Source organism: Serratia sp. NA_112.1 (assembly GCF_052691715.1).
Window position 1 is genome coordinate 580,123 of sequence record NZ_JBQZFO010000002.1, and the last position, 21,436, is coordinate 601,558.

Genomic DNA, 21,436 nt, shown 5'->3' on the forward strand with positions numbered 1-21,436 from the left:
GACATGATTGTAGGGAGAAGCGGTATGTATCAACATAGAGACTGGCAGGGTTCATTACTTGATTTTCCGGTAAACAAAGTGGTTTGTGTAGGCAGTAACTACGCCGATCATATAAAGGAAATGGGGAGTGCGACCTCGGCAGAGCCGGTAGTGTTTATCAAGCCTGAAACGGCGCTGTGCGATATCCGCCAGCCGGTGGCGATCCCCAAAGAGTTCGGTTCGGTACATCATGAAGTTGAACTGGCGGTGTTGATCGGCACGCCGTTAAAACAGGCTAATGAAGATCGGGTAGCTCGAGCCATCGCCGGTTACGGTGTTGCGCTTGATTTGACGCTGCGTGAGCTGCAGGCGGGTTTCAAGAAGGCGGGGCAGCCCTGGGAAAAAGCCAAGGGTTTTGACGGCTCCTGCCCTATCTCCGGTTTTATTCCGGTGGCAGAGTTTGGCGATCCGCAAAATGCCGAGCTGACACTGACGGTCAATGACCAGGTGCGTCAGCAGGGCAATACTCGCGATATGATTACCCCGATCCTGCCGCTGATCAGCTATATGAGCCGCTTCTTCACGCTGCGCGCTGGAGACATTATTCTTACCGGTACTCCGCAAGGCGTTGGCCCGATGAGCTCAGGCGACATGCTGAAAATCACGCTCAACGGTAAATCATTAACGACTCGCGTGATTTAATGCCAGGCAAGACCCACTAAAAAAGGCCCCTCGGGGCCTTTTAGGTTGCTGACAAAGCAGGAAAAAGCGTGGTTTTTCCTGCTTTGTGGTGAGCAGCCGAAAATCAATAAATTGATTTTCCTGATTTTTATTTATCGGCCTCTACTCGCTTTGGGCAGGAATGAGGTTTGTCATCAGTCTGAAAGGCCCCTCGGGGCCTTTTGTCTTTTTCTTCGGTCAGGGGTGGGCAAAGTACTTATTTACGGCCCAGCAAGAAACCGAAAACAATCCCGACGGCAGCGGCGATAGCCACACCGGCAAGTGGGTTGGATTCAACCTGAGTTCGCACCGTATCAGCCGCATCGCGAGCCGCGTAGCTGGCCTGAGAGGCATATTTGCGGGCTGCGCCTTTAACCTGATGATCCGGTGCGTCCGTTGCCTTACCAAAGGCTTCTTCAACGGCACCGGCAGCTTCATTGACCTTGTCTTCTGCTTTTCCAAACATACTCGGCTCCCTATCTCGGTTATCAAAGGCGAACATTAAACATAGCAGGATTATGTCGTGTTTGGCGGCAAATCGTGCGTTATAAGATGAATCTTAGCGGTAAGTTGCAGAGTTGCCAGGCAATAATCCTGGTGCAAAACGAAAAGGTGATAGGCTTGTGATTTGTACGTATAATTAAGCGATAAAAGCCGTGTTTTTATCCGCAGGAAGCAAACCACCGTCGGCTTATAGTTACGGTGCTGAAGGTTGAATGCCGTTGTTTTAAATGGCATTTTTTTTAAGCGCATATGTTGTTATCGCTATGATTATATTGTGTTTTCAGCCTTTCCATTTGGCTGGGATATCTATATAGTGCACCCTCAAAACCTGTACGCAGGTTATCTATTCATTTACCTATACCGGACGCGAACATGTCACAAACCCCTTTTTGGCAACAAAAAACGCTGGCAGAAATGTCAGAACAAGAGTGGGAATCTTTGTGCGACGGTTGTGGGCAATGCTGTCTGAATAAGCTGATCGACGAAGATACCGACGAGATTTATTTCACCAACGTAGCCTGTGACCAGCTGAATATTAAATCGTGCCAGTGCCGCAACTATGAACGTCGATTTGAGCTGGAAGAGGACTGCATCAAGTTGACACGTGAGAACCTCACGACATTTGACTGGCTGCCACCGACCTGCGCATATCGCCTGATTGGCGAAGGCAAACCGTTGTTTTCCTGGCACCCACTGGTTAGCGGTTCCAAAGCGGCAATGCACGGTGAGCGCATTACGGTGCGGCATATTGCGGTACGTGAAAGTGAAGTGGTGGACTGGCAGGACCACATAATGAATAAGCCAGATTGGGCGCGATAGGAGTTAACTTCTTATAGGGAGATAAGAATGAGGAAGCCTGCATTGTTTTTTTTGCTTTTATTAGCCAACACGGTAAGTGCCGCAGATTGGAAAGTAGATGACAGTAGGGAATTTATTCACAATGGTATACTGACAATCAGACAGATTGACGGTCACTATAAAATTACATTCCCTGACCAGTCTATTCTTAGAACAGGGAGCATTGTAGTTGATGGTGATATCTTGTATGTGAATGAGCCCAATGGTTTTAGCGGCATTTATGGTGACAGGATAATCAAACACCTGCTTTCAGCGCAAACAGCAGTTGCAAGATATGACGACAGGTATAAAACCAAGTCATCACAAGAGATCATCGACCTTCCAGATTTGAAATTGAAGCTGGAACAGCTAAAAAATGAACCCGCTTCGGCGGGTTTTTAGTGGCTGGGTTGAGGTGATAGTCTTAACCCCATCAGACTTGTAGTGGCAGTTTCCGGCCCTTGTTAGTTTGAACAAGCACTGGTAGGGACGCTAAATGAAAAAAGCCCCTGCAAAGAAGAGGGGCAAGACACACAACAACACCAGGGAAATCGTTAATACTAACTTGCGGATACTATAAGGTTTTCGCGGTAAAACTTCATCAAAATATCGATGCAATAATGCATCACTATGATGAGTTTTTTTGTATAAGGCGAGTGAGAGCAGATAAGTCGTTCGGCTATAGTACGATTCCAAACTGGAAAAGTGAGGTTGTCATCGCGCGAATAAGGCTTTTTTCCTCTCTAACTTAATGTTATGTAAATTACATGCCAAATGTTGCCCGGATGCTTCTTTTTATACAAAAGGTTAGGTAATTTGACCGTTCTCACGCTAAGTTACGAGAGTAAAATAATGAAAATGATACGTTTGTTTGCCGTGGCTGGGGCGCTGATAGTGCTCGTTTACTACCTTACGCACACCTAATATAACTATATCTCTGAAAAATATTCGCAAATCCATAAAAAATGGCGCCCTAAGGCGCCGTTTTTTATTCGGGCATGCTTAACGACCAAACAGGTCACGGCGACGCGGACGAACAAACTGCGCAGCCAATACGATGATGGCGAACATCAGATAGGCCGTGAAGATCCCAACCAACCACTGTGGCATTTCCAGAGTCAGGAACTCCCATTGGCGCACGGAACAGTCACCTGATGCGTGAAACACGGCTGGCAGCCACTTATCCAGCGGCAGCCAGGATGGGAAACTGACAAAGAAATCACAGGTATTAAACGGTGAAGGATGCAGTTGGATCATGGTGTGCTTCCAGGCCAATTGCAGGCCTTCCCAGGCGCTGTAAATCCATAGCAGGATCGCGGCATAACGTAGTGGTGTTTTCGGTGCTATGGCACCGAGCAGCGAGGCGCCAAGAATACCAAACAGCGCGCAGCGTTCGTAAATGCACATCACACAGGGTTGCAGCAGCATTACGTGCTGAAAATAGAGAGCAACCAATTCCAGCACCAGCGCAGTCAGGGCCATCAGCAGCCAAGCACCGCGCCCCTGCGAGCAGCGGTTAAAGAATTGCAACATATATTTATTCTTCCATGCAGTAAGCAATTGAACTGGCAGTGTAAACCAATTCAACTCTGCTGCCAGCTACCTGAGCCTGATTCAGCACAAAAATAGTCGCTGACAGCGGAGTGGGTTAACAGGATCAGTGAGCCGCGGCTTCAATCGATGGCAGCGTCAGCCAATGCCACTGGGTCAGCAGGTCAGTCATGGGTGCCAAGGTAAACTGGACGCACAGCAGACCCACAAGGGTTAATACCACAGTATAGGGTAAAGCCATCCATACCATCCGCCCGTAAGACAAACGCACCAGCGGTGCCAGCGCAGAGGTCAGCAGGAACAGGAAAGCCGCCTGGCCATTCGGCGTGGCGACCGACGGCAGATTGGTGCCGGTATTAATGGCGACCGCCAGCATTTCGAACTGCTTCAGGGAAATCGCACCGTTTTCAAACGCAGCACGCGCTTCATTGATGTATACCGTACCGACGAACACGTTGTCAGATACCGAAGACAGCAGGCCATTAAACAGATAAAACAGCGCCAGTTGTGAAGAGGGTTGCGCTTGCAGAACAAACTGAATAATCGGGGTAAACAGGTGTTGCTCAATAATCACCGCCACCACGGTGAAAAATACCGTCAGCAGCGCGGTAAAAGGCAGCGCTTCCTGAAATGCCTTGCCGATGGCGTGTTCATCGGTGACGCCGCACAGAGAAGTGGCGAGGATAATGACCGACAGACCAATCAGGCCCACTTCCGCCAGATGAAAGGCCAGCGCCACCACAAGCCAAATGCCGATCAGTGCCTGAATGACCAATCTGACCTGTTCTTGTTTACTGCGTCCGGCGGTAGCCTGGCGGTCAAATTCGGTCAGCACATCACGTACGCGCTTCGGCAGTTTTGCTCCGTAGCCAAAGACGCTGAAGCGTTCGAGCAGTAAGCAAACCAGCAGACCGCACACAAACACCGGCAGGGTCACCGGCGCCATACGCAGGAAGAAGTCAACAAATCCCCAGTCGGCGCTTTTGGCGATAATCAGGTTCTGCGGTTCACCCACCATGGTCATTACGCCGCCCAGTGCGGTACCGACGCCAGCATGCATCAGCAGGCTGCGCAGGAAGGCTCGGAACTGCTCGAGCGTCTGTTTATGATCGTCACTGGCCAGGCTGCTGTCATCACCGACGTCGACATTATCGTCAGAACGGTTTGAAGCCACGTTGTGATAGATAGAGTAAAAGCCGGTTGCGACGCTGATGACCACCGCCACTACCGTCAGTGCATCGAGGAAGGCTGACAATAGCGCCGCTGCAAAGCAGAACGCCAACGAAAGCAGCATTTTCGAGCGGATATTGAGCAGTAGCTTGGTGAAGACGAACAGCAGCAACTGCTTCATAAAGTAGATGCCCGCCACCATAAAGATCAGCAACAGCAGTACTTCCAGATTATGGGCAATTTCTTCACCCACTCTATCGGGACTGGTCATGCCAATCAGCACCGACTCAATGGCCAGCAGACCGCCTGGCAGCAGTGGGTAACACTTTAGCGCCATTGCCAGGGTAAAGATAAATTCAACCACAAACAGCCAACCCGCGATGAACGGATCGACCAGGAAGAAAACCAGTGGGTTGACCACCAGGAAAATCAGAATGGCCAGTTTGTACCAGTCCGGTGATTGCCCAAGGAAGTTTTTCACCAAGGCACTGCGTAAGGTCGTTTCCATTGTGTGTTACACGTCCTGAAAATAAGTTGTCTCATACTAGCCTAACAATGCCGCCGGGGCAGATGCAATAAGGGCTTACTTTACGATGAGAAATTTCTCTAAGCGGTGTTTTTGCAGGTTTTTTGCCACTTTATGCACAGTTTCGTTCAATGTTTTTCGCTCACGCTAGGTCATGCAATAGCGATCTGGTATGATCAGCCGACTACTATTACTGATTATCGTCGCTACGGAACGTCAAACACATGGTCATAAAGGCGCAGAGTCCTGCCGGTTTCGCGGAAGAATACATTATCGAGAGTATCTGGAATAATCGCTTCCCTCCTGGCACTATTTTGCCCGCGGAGCGTGAGCTTTCAGAACTGATTGGTGTTACGCGCACCACGTTACGTGAAGTTTTACAACGCCTGGCCCGAGATGGCTGGTTGACCATTCAGCATGGCAAACCGACCAAAGTAAATAATTTCTGGGAAACATCAGGCCTCAATATTCTTGAGACAGTGGCACGCCTCGACCATCAGAGCGTTCCACAATTGATCGACAACCTGCTGTCTGTGCGCACCAATATTGCGGCGATCTTTATTCGCGCAGCGGTGCGTAACCATCCAGAGGCCGCTCAGGAAGTGCTGGCGAAAGCCACTCAGGTGGAAGATCAGGCGGATGCTTTCAACCTGTTGGACTACGAAATTTTCCGTGGTCTGGCGTTTGCTTCCGGCAACCCGATTTACGGCCTGATCTTTAACGGTCTGAAAGGCTTGTACACCCGCGTTGGCCGTTACTACTTCTCAAACCCGGAGTCTCGCAAGCTGGCGCTGACTTTCTATAGCAAGCTGTCGACGCTGTGCCATGAGAAGTCGTACGATCAGGTAATGGACTGCGTGCGTAACTACGGTAAAGATAGCGGCGCCATTTGGCAAAGCATGCAAGGCACTATGCCAAGCGATCTGACCGAAGCCCGTCGCTAATCTCAACACCACATTACCTAAAGGGGCGCCATTTGGCGCCCCTTTAGGTTGCTGACAAAACAGGAAAAAGCGTGGTTTTTCCTGTTTTATGGTGAGCAGCCGAAAATCAATAAATTGATTTTCCTGATTTTTATTTATCGGCATCTACTTGCTCTGGGCAGGAATGAGGTTTGTCATCAGTCTGAAGGGGCGCCATTTGGCACCCCTTTAGTTATTGTAGAGTCTTACAGCGGTGTTGGGCGCGGTGGGCAACGCTCCAGCAGCTCGACGCTGCCGTCTTCGTTCTGTTGCTCCAAAATAATATCGAAGCCCCACAGACGGTGCAGGTGTTTCAGCACTTCACGCCGACTTTTATCCAGCGGCGCGCGATCCTGCGGGATATAACGCAATGTTAATGAACGGTCGCCGCGTAAATCTACATTCCAGATCTGTATGTTCGGCTCGTGATCGCTCAGATTATATTGCGCCGACAGCTCCTGACGGATTGCGCGGTAACCGGCTTCATCATGGATCGCGGCTATTTCCAGGTAGTTATTGCGATCGTCGTCCAGCACGGTGAACAGCCGGAAATCACGCATGATCTTCGGCGACAGGAACTGACTGATAAAGCTTTCATCCTTGAAGTCACGCATGGCGAAGTGAAGTGTTTCCAGCCAGTCTTTACCGGCGATGTCCGGGAACCAGTAACGATCTTCTTCCGTCGGCGATTGGCAGATGCGCTTGATGTCCTGGAACATGGCAAAACCCAGAGCGTAAGGGTTAATGCCGTTGTAATAAGGACTGTTGTAAGGCGGTTGATACACCACGTTGGTATGGCTGTGCAAAAACTCCAGCATAAAACGTTCGGTGACCCGACCCTCGTCGTACAGATGATTGAGGATGGTGTAGTGCCAGAATGTCGCCCAGCCTTCGTTCATTACCTGGGTTTGTTTCTGCGGATAAAAATACTGGCTCACTTTGCGCACAATACGCAGAATCTCACGCTGCCAGGGTTCCAGCAGCGGCGCATTTTTTTCCATAAAGTAGAGAATGTTTTCCTGCGGTTCGCTTGGATAGCGGCGCGCCTGCTCCGGTGCCTCTTCACGTTCAACCCGTGGCAGGGTCTTCCACAGCGTGTTTACCTGGCTTTGCAGGTACTCTTCGCGGCTTTTTTGCCGGGCTGTTTCTTCGATCAGTGAAATTTTCTGCGGCCGTTTGTAACGGTCCACACCGTAGTTCATCAACGCATGGCAAGAGTCGAGTAGCTTCTCCACTTCTTCAACGCCGTAGCGCTCTTCGCACTGACTGATGTAGTGGCGGGCGAATAGCAGGTAATCGACAATCGAACTGGCGTCGGTCCAACTGCGGAACAGGTAGTTATTCTTGAAGAAGGAATTGTGCCCATAGCAGGCGTGCGCCATCACCAAAGCCTGCATGGTGATGGTGTTTTCTTCCATCAGGTAGGCGATACAGGGATTGGAGTTGATCACAATCTCATAGGCCAGGCCCTGCTGCCCATGCTTATAGCGCTGCTCGGTCTCGATGAACTTTTTACCGAATGACCAATGGGTGTAGTTAATCGGCATGCCGACGCTGGAATAAGCGTCCATCATCTGCTCTGAGGTAATGACCTCGATCTGATGCGGGTAGGTGTCGAGCTTGTAATGTTTGGCTACGCGATCGATATGCTCCAGATACACCTGTAGCAACTCGAACGTCCAGTCCGGTCCATCGCTCAGACGTTTATCTTCCTTGACCTTATCATGTGTTGAAGTAGTCATCAGCGCACCCTCGTTATTACGGACCTTGCTCGAACGGCAGACCCTGTATCAATCGTAGCTCAATCTGCGCAGAGGTAATAATCATATAAAGCTTAAAAATTCAACGATCTGTCACCGGGATCCCCCTGGATAGCTACCGGGGAGCTTTAACCCTGAGTTTTTTCTGCTGGAACAGAATCTCACGCCGGCAAAGCGTTATATCAGTAAGGTTGTAATTTATTAGTTTATTATTCTGTTGCACTGGCGCTGTTTCATTTTTATCTTCTGTTAAATCCTTGTTGCTTTCTTGGCTTTGCCTTGATGCAATCATTGATTGCATAACGGCCCGTGTTTCGCTCTGAAATCCTTCTTTCACCGCATCTTATCGCTATTTATAGGTAGCTATTGCAAAAGAGACGGCCATGAACGATAAATTAGTTGTGAATGTTGTCACGTTTGATGACGAAGATGTTGGAAGGATTTTTCCACTGAGTTAATTTCCTGTGAGCAGAAGATTATGCTTTGTGAAGCCTTAAGCTGGAGTCAGCGATGCGAGTGGTAATTTTAGGTAGTGGAGTGGTGGGTGTTGCCAGCGCCTGGTATTTGGCGAAAGCGGGGCATGAGGTGACGGTTGTCGATCGTCAACCCGGCCCGGCTATGGAAACCAGCGCGGCGAACGCAGGTCAGATCTCTCCGGGCTATGCGGCTCCGTGGGCTGCGCCTGGTGTGCCTTTGAAGGCGGTCAAATGGATGTTCCAGCGCCATGCACCTTTGGCGGTTCGTCTGGACGGCAGCAGCTTCCAACTGAGCTGGATGTGGCAGATGCTCAAAAACTGCAATACCGAACACTACATGACCAATAAAGGGCGTATGGTGCGGCTGGCGGAATACAGTCGTGACTGTATCAAGGCGCTGCGCCAGGAAACCGGCATCCAATACGAAGGCCGTCAGGGCGGGACGCTGCAACTGTTCCGTACCCAGCAACAGTTTGAAAGTGCGTCCAAAGATATTGCGGTGCTGGAAGATGCCGGCGTGCCCTACAAACTGCTGGAAGCCAGTCAGTTGGCCAGCGTTGAACCTGCGCTGGCGCAGGTGGCGCATAAGCTGACCGGTGGGCTGCAACTGCCTAACGATGAAACCGGCGATTGCCAACTCTTTACCCAGCAACTGGCCAAACTGGCACAGCAGGCCGGGGTGACCTTCCTGTATAACCGCAGCGTCGACCGTCTGTTGGTGGAAGGGGACAAGATCAGCGGTGTGCAGTGTGGTGGGGAGATTTTCAAAGCCGACAGCTATGTGGTGGCCTTTGGTTCTTATTCCACCGCGCTGTTGCGCGATCTGGTGTCGATCCCTGTCTATCCGCTGAAAGGCTACTCGCTGACCATTCCTATTACCGATGAGTCCGCCGCGCCGTTCTCAACCGTGCTGGATGAAACCTACAAAATTGCCATTACCCGTTTTGATCAGCGTATTCGCGTCGGCGGCATGGCGGAAATCGTGGGTTTCAATACTCAGCTTGAACAAAAGCGTAGAGAGACGTTGGAGATGGTGGTTCGCGATCTTTACCCTAACGGTGGACGGGTAGAAGACGCGACCTTCTGGACCGGTTTGCGGCCGATGACGCCGGACGGCACGCCGATTGTCGGCAAGACCTCGCTGAAAAATCTGTTCCTGAATACCGGCCACGGTACCTTGGGCTGGACAATGGCCTGTGGTTCCGGCCAACTGCTTTCCGATTTGATTTCCGGTATCACTCCGGCCATTCCTTCAGACGATCTGGGGGTGGCACGTTACAGCGCCGGATTTCGCAGCCTTTACACCGGCCCCTTGAACGATGTGCATCCTGCGCGTTAAAAACCCTAATTTATAATGTTATTGTCACGGGCGTTGGCCCGTGACCGCATTTGCCGGCCCCTAGGAGTGCCCATGCCTCGCCCGATTTCCGCTACGTTACACCTTGGCGCTTTTGATAATAATCTGCAGGTGGTCCGTCGTTTCGCCCCCACCGCCAAAGTCTGGTCGGTGGTCAAGGCCAATGCCTATGGTCACGGTATCAAACATGTCTGGCGCAGTATGGCGCAGACCGATGGTTTTGCCTTGCTGGATCTTGCCGAAGCCATTTTGCTGCGTGAGTCCGGCTGGCAAGGACCGATTTTGCTGCTGGAAGGTTTTTTCAAACCACAGGATTTGGCCCTGCTGGACCGCTATCGTTTGACGACCTCGGTACACAGCGACTGGCAACTGGCGGCGATAGCCGAGGCCAAACTGTCGGCACCGCTGGATGTTTATCTGAAAGTGAACAGCGGCATGAATCGTCTGGGGTTTACGCCGGAACGTTTTCACGCAGCCTGGATGAAGGCCCAGGAGATCGGCAACATAGCCAGCCTGACGCTGATGAGTCATTTCGCCACCGCTGACGGCGCACAGGGCGTCGATGCGCAAATGGCCGCCATTGAGCAGGCGGCGACGGGTATCACTTCACCGCGCTGCCTGGCCAACTCTGCCGCCACCTTGTGGCATCCGCAAACCCACGGCAGTTGGGTGCGGCCGGGCATCGTGCTCTATGGTGCTTCGCCCAGCGGCCAGTGGAGCGATATTGCAGATAGCGGTCTGCAACCTACCATGACGCTGAGTAGCGAAATTATCGGTATTCAAACGCTGAAATCCGGTGATCAGGTGGGTTATGGCTGGCGTTACCGAGCCGAGGGAGCACAACGCATCGGCGTGGTGGCCTGTGGTTATGCCGATGGCTATCCGCGTCATGCGCAAACCGGCACGCCAGTCTGGGTGGACGGTGTGCTGACACGAACGCTAGGCACGGTTTCAATGGATATGCTGGTGGTCGATCTGACGCCTTGTCCGCATGCGGGTATTGGGGCAGAGGTGGAGCTGTGGGGACGACGCCTGCCGGTTGACGATGTCGCCGCCGCGGCAGGCACGCTGGGTTATGAATTACTGACGGCGTTGGCCGCCAGAGTGCCAATTATCACCGAGGCCTAAGCCTCAGGCAATTTTCTTCAACTGACCCTTTATTTGCTTGCTGCGCTGTCGTGCGTGCAGCGCCAGCAGGCAACCCACCAGCATTACCAGTGCCAGTGACAGCTTGGGCGGCAACGGCAGCGCCATCGCCAACAAGCCCAGAGCGGCACCGCCGGCCATCTGCACAAAACCGACCAAGGCAGAAGCTACCCCGGCTTCATTGGAATATGGCTCCAGCGCGTAACTGGTTGCCGGACCCATCACAAAAGCCAGCCCAGCGCAGGCAAAAGCGACCGGCAGCATATAGGCCAGCCAGTGACTTTGCGCCGTACCAGACAGTAATGAAACGCCCAGCAGTAGCCCAATAGCCCCGATACCCATCAAGATACCGCCGGTTGCCAGACAGACGGGACGCCCGACCTTGTGAATGATGCGGTTGGCGAAAAAACTCACCAGCATGATCCAAAAGCCGTTGGCGCCAAACACCAACGAGAATTGCAACGGCGTCAGCCCGGCGGTTCCCATTAGCACGTTAGGGGCTAGCGAGACGTAGGTCAGCGCCATGCCCATGGCACCGGAGTTGACCACGGCGAAGGACAGAAAGCGGCGGTCGCAGGCGATGCGGGCATATTGTCGCACCGGCAATCCTTTGACGTGCACCGTGTCCGCCGGACGGGTTTCCGGCAGGCGGAGGGCGATCAGTACCAGTACCGCCAGCGAGTAACACACCAGGAACCAGAATGGTGCGCGCCAGCCATAGGCTTCTGCCAGCAGCCCACCCAGCAAGGGGGCCAGAGCAGGAATAATATTCAGCGTACCGTTGAGAAAACCGAAGGCACGGGCCGCATCGTCGCCGTTCATCCGATCGCGCACGCCGCTGAATGCCACCACGGCGGTACAGCAGACCGCCACACCCTGCAACAGGCGTGAGGCGACAAACATCGTTGGCGTGGTGGCCAGCGCCGCCATTGCCGCGCCAATCATGTAAATCACAATACCGGCCAGAGCCACCGGCTTGCGGCCGTAGTTATCCACCAGCGGGCCGGCAATAACCTGGCCGAGGCCCAACACCAGAATAAACAGAGAAATGGTGGACTGAATCAGCGCTTCACTGCTGTTAAGGCCAGCGGCGATGGCGGGAATGGTCGGCAGATAGAGATCGATACCCAATGGGCCGAGCAGCACCAGGCTAAGAAGCAGAAACAGAAATTTTTGCATAACAAAAACAGCACATCCGAGTGACAAAGAGGGCTAGAGTAGAGATTCTGGCGCTAAATGGAAAGAGGCAAAGTCCAGGCTCGCCGCCGGTACGCCAGTCCTGTTCTATTTATGACGCAGTGGCTTTGCGATAGTAAAGTGCCGATACCGTATCCGCCACGTAACGCGCCTGATGTTTGGCGTCATCCAAGGCCCGATGGGGCGTGCCTTCAAATGCCCGTTCTTTCTTCGGGTTAAAGCCCAGCATTTCTGCGAGGGTGATCACCGTGCGCACATCTTGCGTGTCCCAAAACTTCCACGGACAGGGCATCTCAAGCTGCTGGAAGGCATGCTCGAGAATGGCGCAATCGAACTCCTTGCCGTTGCCCCAGACCTTGACCTTATCGGTGCTGTTCATATGGATAAATCGGCTCAGGTTGGTCAGCGCGCGTTTGAGGCTTTCTGTGCCGCCGAAAGCCAGCTTGCGCGCTTCGTCGGACTGTTTCGCCCACCAGGCGACGGTATCCAGGCTGATGGTTCTGCCGGGCTGATCTTTTTGGCTGCTGACGGCGTTTTCAAACTCCGCGCCGAGCTGCCCGGTTTGGGGATCGAAAAATACCGCAGCGACCACCAGGATAACCGCGCTGGGTTTTATATCCAGCGTTTCAATATCTAACATCAGATGGTGCATTGGCTCTCCCGGCCGGTTGAGGTACCACATAATATTACTACAAACCGGGCCAGGATGCGCCGTCAGCCCCGACGGTTGCCGGCGGTATTGGCCAGTGTTACCGCGAGCACCGCCAGTAATATCAGGGCCATGGCCGGTGCCAGCACTCCCCACGGCGCCCGTTCGATATAGGGCATGCCTTCCGCCAGCACCAGCCCCCATTCTGCGCTGGGTGGCTGTGGACCCAGGCCAAGGAAACCCAGGGCGGCCAGCGCCAGCGCAATGCCCGGCAGGCGCAGCATGGCATGGCGCAGAAGTGGCCCCCATAAGACAGGCAGCAGGTAATGCGTCAACGTACGCAGTCGACCCACCCCCAATACCGGCAGCATGCCGATATAGGGCTGAGTGCGGGCTTCCATCAGCAACGAAGCGCAATGGGCGGCCAGCGGAGCCCAACTGATCAACATCACCGCGCAGGCGGCACCGTGGGCCGAAGGGCCACTAATGGCAACCACTAACAGGCCTGCGATAATCGGTGGTGTGGCGTTGGCCAGTTCAATCATTCCGCACATCAGACGGGGCATCAGCCCGAACATGATCCCGAGGAACAGCGAAGCGAAGCTGACCGCCAATGCCAGCAGGCTGGTATTCAGCGCACCGTAAGCAACGCGTGCCAAAATGTCCCGACCGGTGGCATCCGCGCCGAAGGGCAGGTCAAGGCTGGGCGGCTGGAGGCGAATATGCAGTGACGAAAGTGGATCGCGAATGATCCCGCTCAGTACCAACCAGCACAACAACAGCGCGGCCAAGGCGGCGAAAACATAACTGCCTTTGCCGCTGTGCTGTGGCGGCGTCGAATTGGCCAGACTTGGCGCTACCCGACCCAGCAACAGATAATGCGCGCCCTGTGCCAAAAAACCGGTGCTGAAGGCGATCAGCAACAAGATCAGAACGCCGCACTGCAGCGTTGGCAGATCTTGTGCGATGGCGGCGCCTAATGTCGCTCTGCCCAGACCGGGAATGGCGAACACTTTCTCGACGGCGATGGCGCCGCCGGTAAGCCCAACCAGCACCAAACCGATTTGCGGTAACAAGGCGGGTAGCGTGCGGTGCAACACCGCCAGCAGACAAGGCCACCGGGGGATACCGGCCAGGCTCCAGGTGATTAACCAGCGCTCGGATAAGGTCGCAGCCAGGCCGTCACTGAACAACAGGCCCAGCAGGCCACCGGCAGGTAAACCCAATGCCAGAGCCGGCAGCACCACATGACGCAAACTTTGCCAGCCGTAGGGGGGAAACCAGTTTAGCCAGACGGCGCCGAGGATCAGTAACAGCGCGGCCAGTAGAAACTCGGGCAGGGCGGTCAGCGCCACCGCCAACACGCCTGCAGGGCGGCGGTATTCGCCATGCAAGCCGCGCCAAAGGGTTGGTAACGCCAGCAACAATGCGACCAACAGCGCTATCGCCAGCGCATAGCCCATTAACGTCAGAGAAACCCCGGTAGCCTGTAACAGCCCCTCCAGTACCGGACGACCGGAGATCCATGAGTGACCGGCGTCGCCATGCAATACGCCATTAAGCCAGCGGCCAAGCAGCAGCAGCGGTCCATCGTCCAGACCAAAGCGTTGGCGAATGGCATTCAGGGCTTCGGGCGTCGCTTCCTGTTCGGCCGAACGAGCACGCAGCAGGCTAATTGCCGGGTCGCGACCGGATAGCCAGGGCATCAGACCGATCAGGGATATCATTGCCAGCAGGGCAAACAGGCGCGAGGCCAGAGGCAATAGCCGTTGCGCTAGTCGCATCAGGGCTGTCCGCTGGCGATCATGCTGCGCACTGTCACCAGTTGGCGTTCTCGCGGATCGCGCTCTGCGTTCTTCATGCCTGCGGCTTCACCCTGGATCACTCGTTCATGCAGTAGCGGGATCGCGGCATTGGTGGCCAGTATGCGGTTTTCCGCCGCCATGATCGCCTGACGCCGCTGTGCACCGGCCGCAATGGCGGCAGCCTGGGTCAAAGCTGCATCCACCTGCGGGTCGCACAACTGGGCGATATTGAACGAGCCCTGACAGGCGAAATCGCTGAACATATAAGCCAGCGGATCGCCAGAGTCCAACACCGTGGCTCGCGACAGAATAAATGCGTCGAATTTACCCGCCAGCGCATCGGCTTCAATATGCGCATATTCCCGCACTTCCTGTTTCACCACAAAGCCTGCCGCGCTGAGCTGTTGAGCCAGATAGACGGCGACTTCCGGCAACTCGGCGCGATCGCTGAAGGTGGCCAGAGTGATTACTTGTCCCTTCACCGTCGTGGTTGGCCGCAAGGGGTGAGGCTGCCGCAATGGTGCGGCCCAGGGCAGTGCCGGTCCAAGCAGCCCGCTGGCGACATCGGCACGGCCTTCGTAGACATTGTCCACCAGAGGCTGACGCTCAATAGCCGCTGCTGCGGCGGCACGCATCTGCGGATCGCGAAAGGCACCCACTCGGGTGTTCAGGTACAGGGTGTTGGTGCGCGGCATCGGCACTTCATGGATCAGTTCTGCTGCAATCAGTGGCAATTGTGATACCGGCACGGCCTCAACCAGATCGGCACTGCCGGTGCGCAAGGCAGCAGCACGGGCGGAGCCGTCCGGTACAAAGCTGACATCGATGCCCGGCGCTGCGGCTTTTTGGCCCCAATAACCTTCAAAACGCTTTAATCGTGCGCTGCTGGTCCCGTTGATTTCCGTCAGTACAAAAGCGCCGGTCCCGGCCAGCAAAGGATTAACCACGCCGTTAGCACCGTAAGCCCGTTCGGCAAGGATAGCCAGTTGTGGGCTGGACAGCCGTTGCGGAAGTAAAGGGTCGGGGACCACGGTGGAGATAATCACGGCGCGATCGCCTTCTGTGCTGACTGATAATTCAATGCCGTCCAGGATACGCGGTTTTGGCGCGGCGTTGATTGCCGCCGAAAGTGAGCGCACGACGCTCTGTGCCGTCATCACACTGCCGTCGTGGAAGCTAACACCCGGCCGCAACACAAAGCGCCAGCGGTGTTGATCTATTTGCTGCCATTCGGTGGCCAAGGCCGGTTCGGCATCACCATTGGCATTCAGCAGCACCAGCGTTTCGGTATTGCTCCAGCGCGAAAGTTTAAACGCGTCATCGCTGAGCGGCGTGAGCCCAGAACGAGGCGGTTGCAGCATGGCCAGCCGGATGCGCCGTTCTTCGCCGGCACTGGCTTTCGGTTCGGCAGGATCAAAACAGCCGCCAAGCAGCAAACTGCTGGCGAGCAGGCAGCCGGTGGGGCCAATAAAGCGCAGATTCAACATGAAAAGGTCCTCAGAATGTCAGGGCTGATAAAGGGCGGGTAACGATGGAATTGCAGCCAGCAGTTTGCAGGTGGCGGTATGCCTCGGGCTGCGCAGTAGTTCATCGGTTGGGCGATCTTCCACGATGGCGCCGCAGGCCATCACCAACGTTCGTTGGCATAGGGCGGCGACCAGTGAAATATCATGAGAGACAAGCAACATGCCCATATTTTGTTGACCAGTAAGCTTGTCGAGCAGGCCGATGATCTGCTGACGCAGCGGCAGATCCAGACCGCTGACCGGTTCATCGGCGATTAAAAAACGGGGTTGTAACGCTATAGCACGCGCCAACGCCACCCGTTGTGCCTGCCCACCGGAGAGCTGGCCGGGGCGGGCGTGTAGCAGATGCTCATCCAATTCGACCTGCCGCAATGCCCGTTCAGCGGCAATGCTCAAATCCTGCCAGGGTGCCAGTTGACGCAGAGGAGCAATAATCAACTCGGCCACGGTGTGGCGCGGGTTAAGTGAAGCATGGGCATCTTGTGGTACGTATTGCACCAAACGTCGATACCAGCGCAACTGGCTCATGGGGGTTGGGCGGACGGCGTTGCCCTGGCACAGGATATGACCGGCATCTGCTGTATCCAATGCCAGCAACAGCCTGAGTAGCGTCGATTTCCCCGCGCCGGAGCAACCTACCAGCCCGACGCGCTCCCCAGGGTACAGATTCAGGTCGGTAGGTTTCAGTCCGTCAGATGGTGATGAATATCGGAGGCAGACTTGCTGCAGGCTGATGAAGGGCAGCGTTTCACTGATTGACATGCCATTCACTCCGTTAACCTGCCAGACTCAACGGCGATGTCTGTTTGAAGGTTGGACGCTGCGCTGTGGCAACCAACTGCCGGGTATAGGGGTGAGCAGGGTGATTCAATAATTGTGCGAACGATCCCTGCTCGACTATTTTGCCATCCACCATGACGATGGCACGCTGACACAGGTTGGCGGCAACGGTGAGATCGTGAGTAATAAACAGCAATGCCGGTGCGTGAGGACGTTCGGTGTAACCTTTCAGGATAGCGAGCAGTTGATGTTGGCTGACCATGTCCAACGCAGTGGTGGGCTCATCGGCGATTAGCAGGCTTTTCTCACCCACCAATGCCAGCGCTGCGCAGACTCGCTGGCATTGTCCGCCAGACAGTTGGCCCGGATAGCGTGACATGATGATCTCTGGTGGCAAGCCTAATGCCGCCAGCAACTCGGCAGCGCAGCGCTGTGCCGGTTGTTTTTTCATGTTGTTCTGACCGCGTAGTGCCAGGATTAACTGCTCGCCCACGCGGGTCAGGGGATTGAGGCTAGTAAAGGGATCCTGAAAGATGGCCGCCAGTGCAGGGCGTTTGTGCCGTTGCAAACGCCGGCCAGCGAGTTCTTGTCCTTGCAGCCTAATTGAGCCATTGACTGTCGCGTCAGTCGGCAGCGTTCCCAAAATGGCGGCGGCAGTGAGTGATTTACCTGAACCCGATGCACCCAACAGACACAGACGTTCGCCGGCATACAGCGTAAAATTCAAATCGTGAATTTTGACGTCTCCGTCAAGCGACAGCGTCAGGTGTTCTACGGTGAGTAACGGCGAGGTTTGGTTATCCATTGAGGCATCTTTTGGGATTTTGTTATGTGATAACGTAACACTTGTGGACTCGAAATAACCAGCGGATTTTGGAAATACTTTGAAATAGTCTAAAGCGGGGTAAGCAAGGTATGATGCTGAGGGTTTTGTTGTCAGGTTGGTCTTATCGGTGAGAACGCTTATTTTTATTTTGTGTATGGCGGGTTATCTGCTGGTGTTGAGTTACCTTGGTGTTTTCGTCACGGATAAAATATGTGAGAAATCCAATAACTACACCAAGGTGTGCCACCTGGTCGATATTTCGGAGCCGTATATTCCAAAGTAATCGGCTGTCAGCTCAAATAATCAGCGGTGATAAGTGGCGTCAACAGCCCTGATAATGCCGCCAGCGTTGCCCACTGCCGCCACCCAAGGCGTGCCAGCCAATCCTGGCGCAGTGGCGGTGTCGCAAGCTGACCCACCGCAACAGTACCGGCCAGCAGCAGCGTCAGAAAAATGAATACCAACCCACGGCTCCATGCATTGAATTCGATGTGCAGCACATTGGCGTAGTACAGCCGCATTAGAATATAATAGGCCAGCATCACCCAGGCGAAATGGGGGCGTTTTTTCAGCACCTGATAAAGTAGAAATGCGATGAAAATGCTGTGGCACACGGAGATCAGCGGCGCTTCAATTGGGCGCCTGACGCAACCGTTATAGACCGCCAGATAAATATTAAACACCAACTGGGCATAGATAGTATAGATATACCAGCCATAGATGATTTTGAGTTTTTTGGGGGTTGGCGGGGTTGGGCAATAATCCGTTATCATTGGAGCCTCCAGAGCTGGCTAGCGTTATACCACCTAAAAACTAAATGAAATTTAAACGCCAAACAGACTTTATTTTACCCCTGACCTGGAACTAAGCCGCATTCGCCAGGTTTGTTGAACACGGCAACATGCAAGGTGTTTTTATGTGGTTAATAATAGTAATTCATTGATATGAAAGATTATAAAAGCGATAACTCCGCAATGTATCTGCTGATTATCACTCTGGGACTCTATTTTTTCCTGCCACCGGCGCTGGTCGCTTTCTTCTTTGATTGGTTAAACCTCAACCCCTTTAGCATTATTCGTTTCTGGCATTTTAATCCGTTTTCCGCCGATCGCGGTATCCCCCTCTATCAAACCTTTATATACATATTAACCTTATGGGTTATAGCGAATATCCTGCTGGTGCTTATTTTGCTGTTGGCTCGGCGTCTCTATGCCCGGTTAGTCAGAAGAACTTGTTGAGCACGGGCACCAGGTAGATCAAATTGCTTCCAGTTGGTATGCCAGCCAAATGCTGGCATTAGTTTGATGACCAACACCCGAAGTTTCCGCAATCAGCCCAGGGTTTCTGCCTACGGCCAGTTAGTTCGCCTGCTGAAAAAGTATCCTCATGCTTGTAATCCCTTATCGATAAAGATAATAATTATCATTAATATTTCCTTTCTTTACATACAGCACACCGATAGAACTTTTGCGCTTTTGTCAGCCAGCGCTGCTGATGGGGGGCGGGTCGGGGCTGACTTAATGATACTTTCCGGGGATTACCAATATGCAGATGATTTTTCCTGTCAAACGGTCGCGTGTTTTGTGTGCGCTCGCGATGTTCCTGCCGTTGACCTCGCTTGCCGAAGATACCCTGGTGGTTAGCGCCAGACCTGCGGATACCGCCGAGTCTGCGACTCAGGGTTACCAGGCGACCACCAGCCAAGGGGCGACCAAAACCGACCAGCCGCTGATCCTGACGGCGCAGTCTGTTTCCGTGGTGACACGCCAACAAATGAGCGACCAGAGTACCCAAACGATTAATGATGCACTGAAATATACTCCGGGCGTTTTCACCAACTTCGCCGGCGGCGCGACACGCTATGACACCATTGCATTGCGCGGTTTCCACGGTGGGGATGTCAATAACACTTTTCTCGACGGTTTGCGCCTGTTAAGTGACGGTGGCAGCTATAATGCCTTGCAGGTTGATCCCTGGTTCCTGGAGCGTATTGACGTCATCAAGGGGCCTTCTTCCGTGATGTATGGGCAGAGCATTCCGGGCGGGCTGGTGGCCTTGACCTCCAAGCGTCCGCAGTTTGCTACACAGGGAAAGGTTAATCTTTCTGCGGGTAATAACAGCACCAAGGGCGCGGCTTTCGATGTGACCGGTCCTTTGTCGGAGCAGTGGGCTTATCGGCTGACCGGAATGACGCGCAGCAGCGATACCATGTATGACCATCAGCGCGAAGAACGCTATGCAATTTCGCCGTCATTGCTGTGGCAACCAGATGAAAATACCTCACTGTTACTGAAAGCTTACCTGCAAAAGGATCCCTCCGGCGGTTATCACAGTGCTGTACCGGCAGATGGCAGTCTCTATTCCCGCTCGGGTGACAAACTGGGGCGTGGATTTTTTGATGGTGAGAGCAGCCGTAACGTCTTCAAACGTTGGGAGCAGATTTACAGCTACGCCTTCTCACACAGTTTTAACGACGTTTGGTCATTCCGCCAGAATGCCAGCTATACCCATTCTAACGTTGAACTGTAGCAGGTTTATCAGATTGGTTGGGATCAGGATCACCAGTTACTGAACCGCTATTACAGTGGCTCGGCAACCTCACTGGACGCATTCGCCGTCGACAACCAACTGGAAGCCGATTTTGCTACCGGGCCGCTGGATCACCGAGTGATGCTGGGCCTGGATTACCAGCGTTTTCGTAATAACCTGTGGGATGAGTCTGCCGGCGCCTCTCAATTGAACCCTTATACCGGCATGTCGGGTGGCGCGGGGTTGACCAACCTGACGCATACCGATTCCCGACGCCACTATGAACAGATGGGCGTTTATCTGCAGGATGAAATCAGCCTGCAGAACTGGTATCTGAATCTGTCTGGCCGTTTTGACCGTATGGAGGCCAAAAATGCGGGACTCAACACCGGCACCAGTGATGAACGTCGAGACGACAACTTTAGCGGCCGCGCCTCGTTGCTGTACCGCTTTGACAGCGGTTTCTCACCTTACGCCAGTTATAGCACGGCGGTGACGCCGGAAACGCTGTCCGATCAAAACGGCCATTTGCTGAAGCCGAGCACCAGCGAGCAGTACGAGGTGGGCCTGAAATATCAGCCGCCGGGCAGTTCATCAATCTACAGCATGGCACTGTATGACCTGACGCAGAATGACGTTGCCAACCGCGTGGTGCAGCAAAGTTATTATCTGCCTGCCGGAAAAGTACATTCTCAGGGGATTGAACTGGAGGCTCGCAGCAAGTTAACCGAACATCTCGATCTGATAGCGGGTTACACCTATAACAAGGTGAAGTTTAAAGATGCAATTGACGGCAACAACGGCAATACGCCGTATCTGGCGCCGGAGAAAATCGCTTCCCTGTGGGGCAAATACGCTACCTCCTACGGCGTGGATCTGGGGGCTGGGGTGCGTTATATCGGCAAGCAGTGGGCGGATAACGAAAATACGCTACGTATTCCTGCGGTGACGCTGGTGGATACTTCGATGCGAATGAATCTGGATCGGGTTAATCCATCGTTGAAAGGGGCTTATGTGCAGTTAAATGTAAGTAACCTGACCGACCGAAAATATGTCGCGGCTTGTTATGGCACCGGTTATTGCTATTGGGGGGCAGAACGCTCCGTGGTGGCGATAGTAGGGTACGATTTTTAAGG

At 53.7% G+C, this 21,436-nt stretch carries 18 protein-coding genes and 1 pseudogene; 8 read left to right on the forward strand and 11 right to left on the reverse strand.

The window, feature by feature from the left end:
- Positions 1-24: 24 nt before the first annotated feature.
- Positions 25-681 (forward strand): fumarylacetoacetate hydrolase family protein, encoded by a 657-nt coding sequence (locus ACUTQ5_RS07115; RefSeq protein ID WP_445650666.1) that lies wholly within the window; start codon positions 25-27, stop codon positions 679-681.
- Between the two features lie 235 nt (positions 682-916).
- On the opposite strand, the gene ACUTQ5_RS07120 is transcribed toward ACUTQ5_RS07115, so the two are convergent.
- Complete coding sequence (locus ACUTQ5_RS07120) at positions 917-1,165, reverse strand: glycine zipper domain-containing protein (protein ID WP_445650667.1); 249 nt, start codon at positions 1,163-1,165, stop codon at positions 917-919.
- Between the two features lie 410 nt (positions 1,166-1,575).
- Here ACUTQ5_RS07120 and ACUTQ5_RS07125 point away from each other — a divergent pair, with 410 nt between their 5' ends.
- Positions 1,576-2,022, forward strand: coding sequence for a YcgN family cysteine cluster protein (locus tag ACUTQ5_RS07125; RefSeq protein WP_261092079.1), 447 nt, complete (start codon positions 1,576-1,578; stop codon positions 2,020-2,022).
- 27 nt (positions 2,023-2,049) lie between these two features.
- Positions 2,050-2,442: a hypothetical protein gene (locus ACUTQ5_RS07130; RefSeq protein ID WP_445650668.1), complete on the forward strand. Its 393-nt coding sequence runs from the start codon at positions 2,050-2,052 to the stop codon at positions 2,440-2,442.
- Positions 2,443-3,042: 600 nt separating this feature from the next.
- Here the strand turns inward: ACUTQ5_RS07130 and dsbB are convergent.
- The gene (dsbB, locus tag ACUTQ5_RS07135) at positions 3,043-3,573 is read right to left on the reverse strand and encodes a disulfide bond formation protein DsbB (protein WP_445650669.1); all 531 of its coding nucleotides are present in this window, start codon (positions 3,571-3,573) and stop codon (positions 3,043-3,045) included.
- Between the two features lie 124 nt (positions 3,574-3,697).
- Complete coding sequence (gene nhaB / locus ACUTQ5_RS07140) at positions 3,698-5,269, reverse strand: sodium/proton antiporter NhaB (protein WP_445650670.1); 1,572 nt, start codon at positions 5,267-5,269, stop codon at positions 3,698-3,700.
- A gap of 242 nt (positions 5,270-5,511) precedes the next feature.
- Here nhaB and fadR point away from each other — a divergent pair, with 242 nt between their 5' ends.
- Complete coding sequence (gene fadR / locus ACUTQ5_RS07145; protein WP_012145472.1) at positions 5,512-6,231, forward strand: fatty acid metabolism transcriptional regulator FadR; 720 nt, start codon at positions 5,512-5,514, stop codon at positions 6,229-6,231.
- 224 nt (positions 6,232-6,455) lie between these two features.
- Here fadR and ACUTQ5_RS07150 read toward each other — a convergent pair whose 3' ends face one another.
- Positions 6,456-7,991, reverse strand: coding sequence for a SpoVR family protein (locus ACUTQ5_RS07150; RefSeq protein WP_153860174.1), 1,536 nt, complete (start codon positions 7,989-7,991; stop codon positions 6,456-6,458).
- Between the two features lie 528 nt (positions 7,992-8,519).
- Here ACUTQ5_RS07150 and ACUTQ5_RS07155 point away from each other — a divergent pair.
- Positions 8,520-9,824, forward strand: a complete 1,305-nt coding sequence (locus ACUTQ5_RS07155) for a D-amino acid dehydrogenase (RefSeq protein WP_445650671.1) — start codon at positions 8,520-8,522, stop codon at positions 9,822-9,824.
- 72 nt (positions 9,825-9,896) lie between these two features.
- On the forward strand, positions 9,897-10,970 hold the full coding sequence (dadX, locus tag ACUTQ5_RS07160; RefSeq protein WP_445650672.1) for a catabolic alanine racemase DadX: 1,074 nt from the start codon (positions 9,897-9,899) through the stop codon (positions 10,968-10,970).
- Between the two features lie 3 nt (positions 10,971-10,973).
- Here the strand turns inward: dadX and ACUTQ5_RS07165 are convergent, their stop codons facing one another.
- The 7 genes from ACUTQ5_RS07165 to ACUTQ5_RS07195 all read right to left on the reverse strand — a co-directional run bounded on the left by ACUTQ5_RS07165 (position 10,974) and on the right by ACUTQ5_RS07195 (position 18,544).
- Positions 10,974-12,167, reverse strand: coding sequence for a multidrug effflux MFS transporter (locus tag ACUTQ5_RS07165; RefSeq protein ID WP_445650673.1), 1,194 nt, complete (start codon positions 12,165-12,167; stop codon positions 10,974-10,976).
- Between the two features lie 109 nt (positions 12,168-12,276).
- Positions 12,277-12,837, reverse strand: a complete 561-nt coding sequence (locus ACUTQ5_RS07170) for a 3'-5' exonuclease (protein WP_445650674.1) — start codon at positions 12,835-12,837, stop codon at positions 12,277-12,279.
- Between the two features lie 62 nt (positions 12,838-12,899).
- Complete coding sequence (locus tag ACUTQ5_RS07175) at positions 12,900-14,618, reverse strand: ABC transporter permease subunit (protein WP_445650675.1); 1,719 nt, start codon at positions 14,616-14,618, stop codon at positions 12,900-12,902.
- Complete coding sequence (locus ACUTQ5_RS07180; RefSeq protein ID WP_445650676.1) at positions 14,618-16,126, reverse strand: ABC transporter substrate-binding protein; 1,509 nt, start codon at positions 16,124-16,126, stop codon at positions 14,618-14,620. The genes ACUTQ5_RS07175 and ACUTQ5_RS07180 overlap by 1 nt, the downstream gene beginning before the upstream one ends.
- A gap of 18 nt (positions 16,127-16,144) precedes the next feature.
- Entirely contained in the window at positions 16,145-16,927 is a 783-nt protein-coding gene (locus ACUTQ5_RS07185) for an ABC transporter ATP-binding protein (protein ID WP_445650677.1), read from the reverse strand.
- 13 nt (positions 16,928-16,940) lie between these two features.
- Positions 16,941-17,750, reverse strand: coding sequence for an ATP-binding cassette domain-containing protein (locus ACUTQ5_RS07190; RefSeq protein ID WP_445650678.1), 810 nt, complete (start codon positions 17,748-17,750; stop codon positions 16,941-16,943).
- Between the two features lie 311 nt (positions 17,751-18,061).
- Complete coding sequence (locus tag ACUTQ5_RS07195; protein ID WP_445650679.1) at positions 18,062-18,544, reverse strand: hypothetical protein; 483 nt, start codon at positions 18,542-18,544, stop codon at positions 18,062-18,064.
- A gap of 171 nt (positions 18,545-18,715) precedes the next feature.
- Here ACUTQ5_RS07195 and ACUTQ5_RS07200 point away from each other — a divergent pair, with 171 nt between their 5' ends.
- The gene (locus ACUTQ5_RS07200) at positions 18,716-19,009 is read left to right on the forward strand and encodes a hypothetical protein (RefSeq protein WP_445650680.1); all 294 of its coding nucleotides are present in this window, start codon (positions 18,716-18,718) and stop codon (positions 19,007-19,009) included.
- 307 nt (positions 19,010-19,316) lie between these two features.
- Positions 19,317-21,434, forward strand: a pseudogene (locus tag ACUTQ5_RS07205) (TonB-dependent siderophore receptor).
- The last annotated feature ends 2 nt before the right edge of the window (positions 21,435-21,436 follow it).

What these genes read in the sequence shown, in the direction of transcription:
- ACUTQ5_RS07115 (WP_445650666.1), top strand. Translation starts at nt 25, where the DNA reads ATGTATCAACATAGAGACTGGCAGGGTTCATTACTTGATTTTCCGGTA.
- ACUTQ5_RS07120 (WP_445650667.1), bottom strand. Translation starts at nt 1,165, where the DNA reads ATGTTTGGAAAAGCAGAAGACAAGGTCAATGAAGCTGCCGGTGCCGTT.
- ACUTQ5_RS07125 (WP_261092079.1), top strand. Translation starts at nt 1,576, where the DNA reads ATGTCACAAACCCCTTTTTGGCAACAAAAAACGCTGGCAGAAATGTCA.
- ACUTQ5_RS07130 (WP_445650668.1), top strand. Translation starts at nt 2,050, where the DNA reads ATGAGGAAGCCTGCATTGTTTTTTTTGCTTTTATTAGCCAACACGGTA.
- dsbB (WP_445650669.1), bottom strand. Translation starts at nt 3,573, where the DNA reads ATGTTGCAATTCTTTAACCGCTGCTCGCAGGGGCGCGGTGCTTGGCTG.
- nhaB (WP_445650670.1), bottom strand. Translation starts at nt 5,269, where the DNA reads ATGGAAACGACCTTACGCAGTGCCTTGGTGAAAAACTTCCTTGGGCAA.
- fadR (WP_012145472.1), top strand. Translation starts at nt 5,512, where the DNA reads ATGGTCATAAAGGCGCAGAGTCCTGCCGGTTTCGCGGAAGAATACATT.
- ACUTQ5_RS07150 (WP_153860174.1), bottom strand. Translation starts at nt 7,991, where the DNA reads ATGACTACTTCAACACATGATAAGGTCAAGGAAGATAAACGTCTGAGC.
- ACUTQ5_RS07155 (WP_445650671.1), top strand. Translation starts at nt 8,520, where the DNA reads ATGCGAGTGGTAATTTTAGGTAGTGGAGTGGTGGGTGTTGCCAGCGCC.
- dadX (WP_445650672.1), top strand. Translation starts at nt 9,897, where the DNA reads ATGCCTCGCCCGATTTCCGCTACGTTACACCTTGGCGCTTTTGATAAT.
- ACUTQ5_RS07165 (WP_445650673.1), bottom strand. Translation starts at nt 12,167, where the DNA reads ATGCAAAAATTTCTGTTTCTGCTTCTTAGCCTGGTGCTGCTCGGCCCA.
- ACUTQ5_RS07170 (WP_445650674.1), bottom strand. Translation starts at nt 12,837, where the DNA reads ATGCACCATCTGATGTTAGATATTGAAACGCTGGATATAAAACCCAGC.
- ACUTQ5_RS07175 (WP_445650675.1), bottom strand. Translation starts at nt 14,618, where the DNA reads ATGCGACTAGCGCAACGGCTATTGCCTCTGGCCTCGCGCCTGTTTGCC.
- ACUTQ5_RS07180 (WP_445650676.1), bottom strand. Translation starts at nt 16,126, where the DNA reads ATGTTGAATCTGCGCTTTATTGGCCCCACCGGCTGCCTGCTCGCCAGC.
- ACUTQ5_RS07185 (WP_445650677.1), bottom strand. Translation starts at nt 16,927, where the DNA reads ATGTCAATCAGTGAAACGCTGCCCTTCATCAGCCTGCAGCAAGTCTGC.
- ACUTQ5_RS07190 (WP_445650678.1), bottom strand. Translation starts at nt 17,750, where the DNA reads ATGGATAACCAAACCTCGCCGTTACTCACCGTAGAACACCTGACGCTG.
- ACUTQ5_RS07195 (WP_445650679.1), bottom strand. Translation starts at nt 18,544, where the DNA reads ATGATAACGGATTATTGCCCAACCCCGCCAACCCCCAAAAAACTCAAA.
- ACUTQ5_RS07200 (WP_445650680.1), top strand. Translation starts at nt 18,716, where the DNA reads ATGAAAGATTATAAAAGCGATAACTCCGCAATGTATCTGCTGATTATC.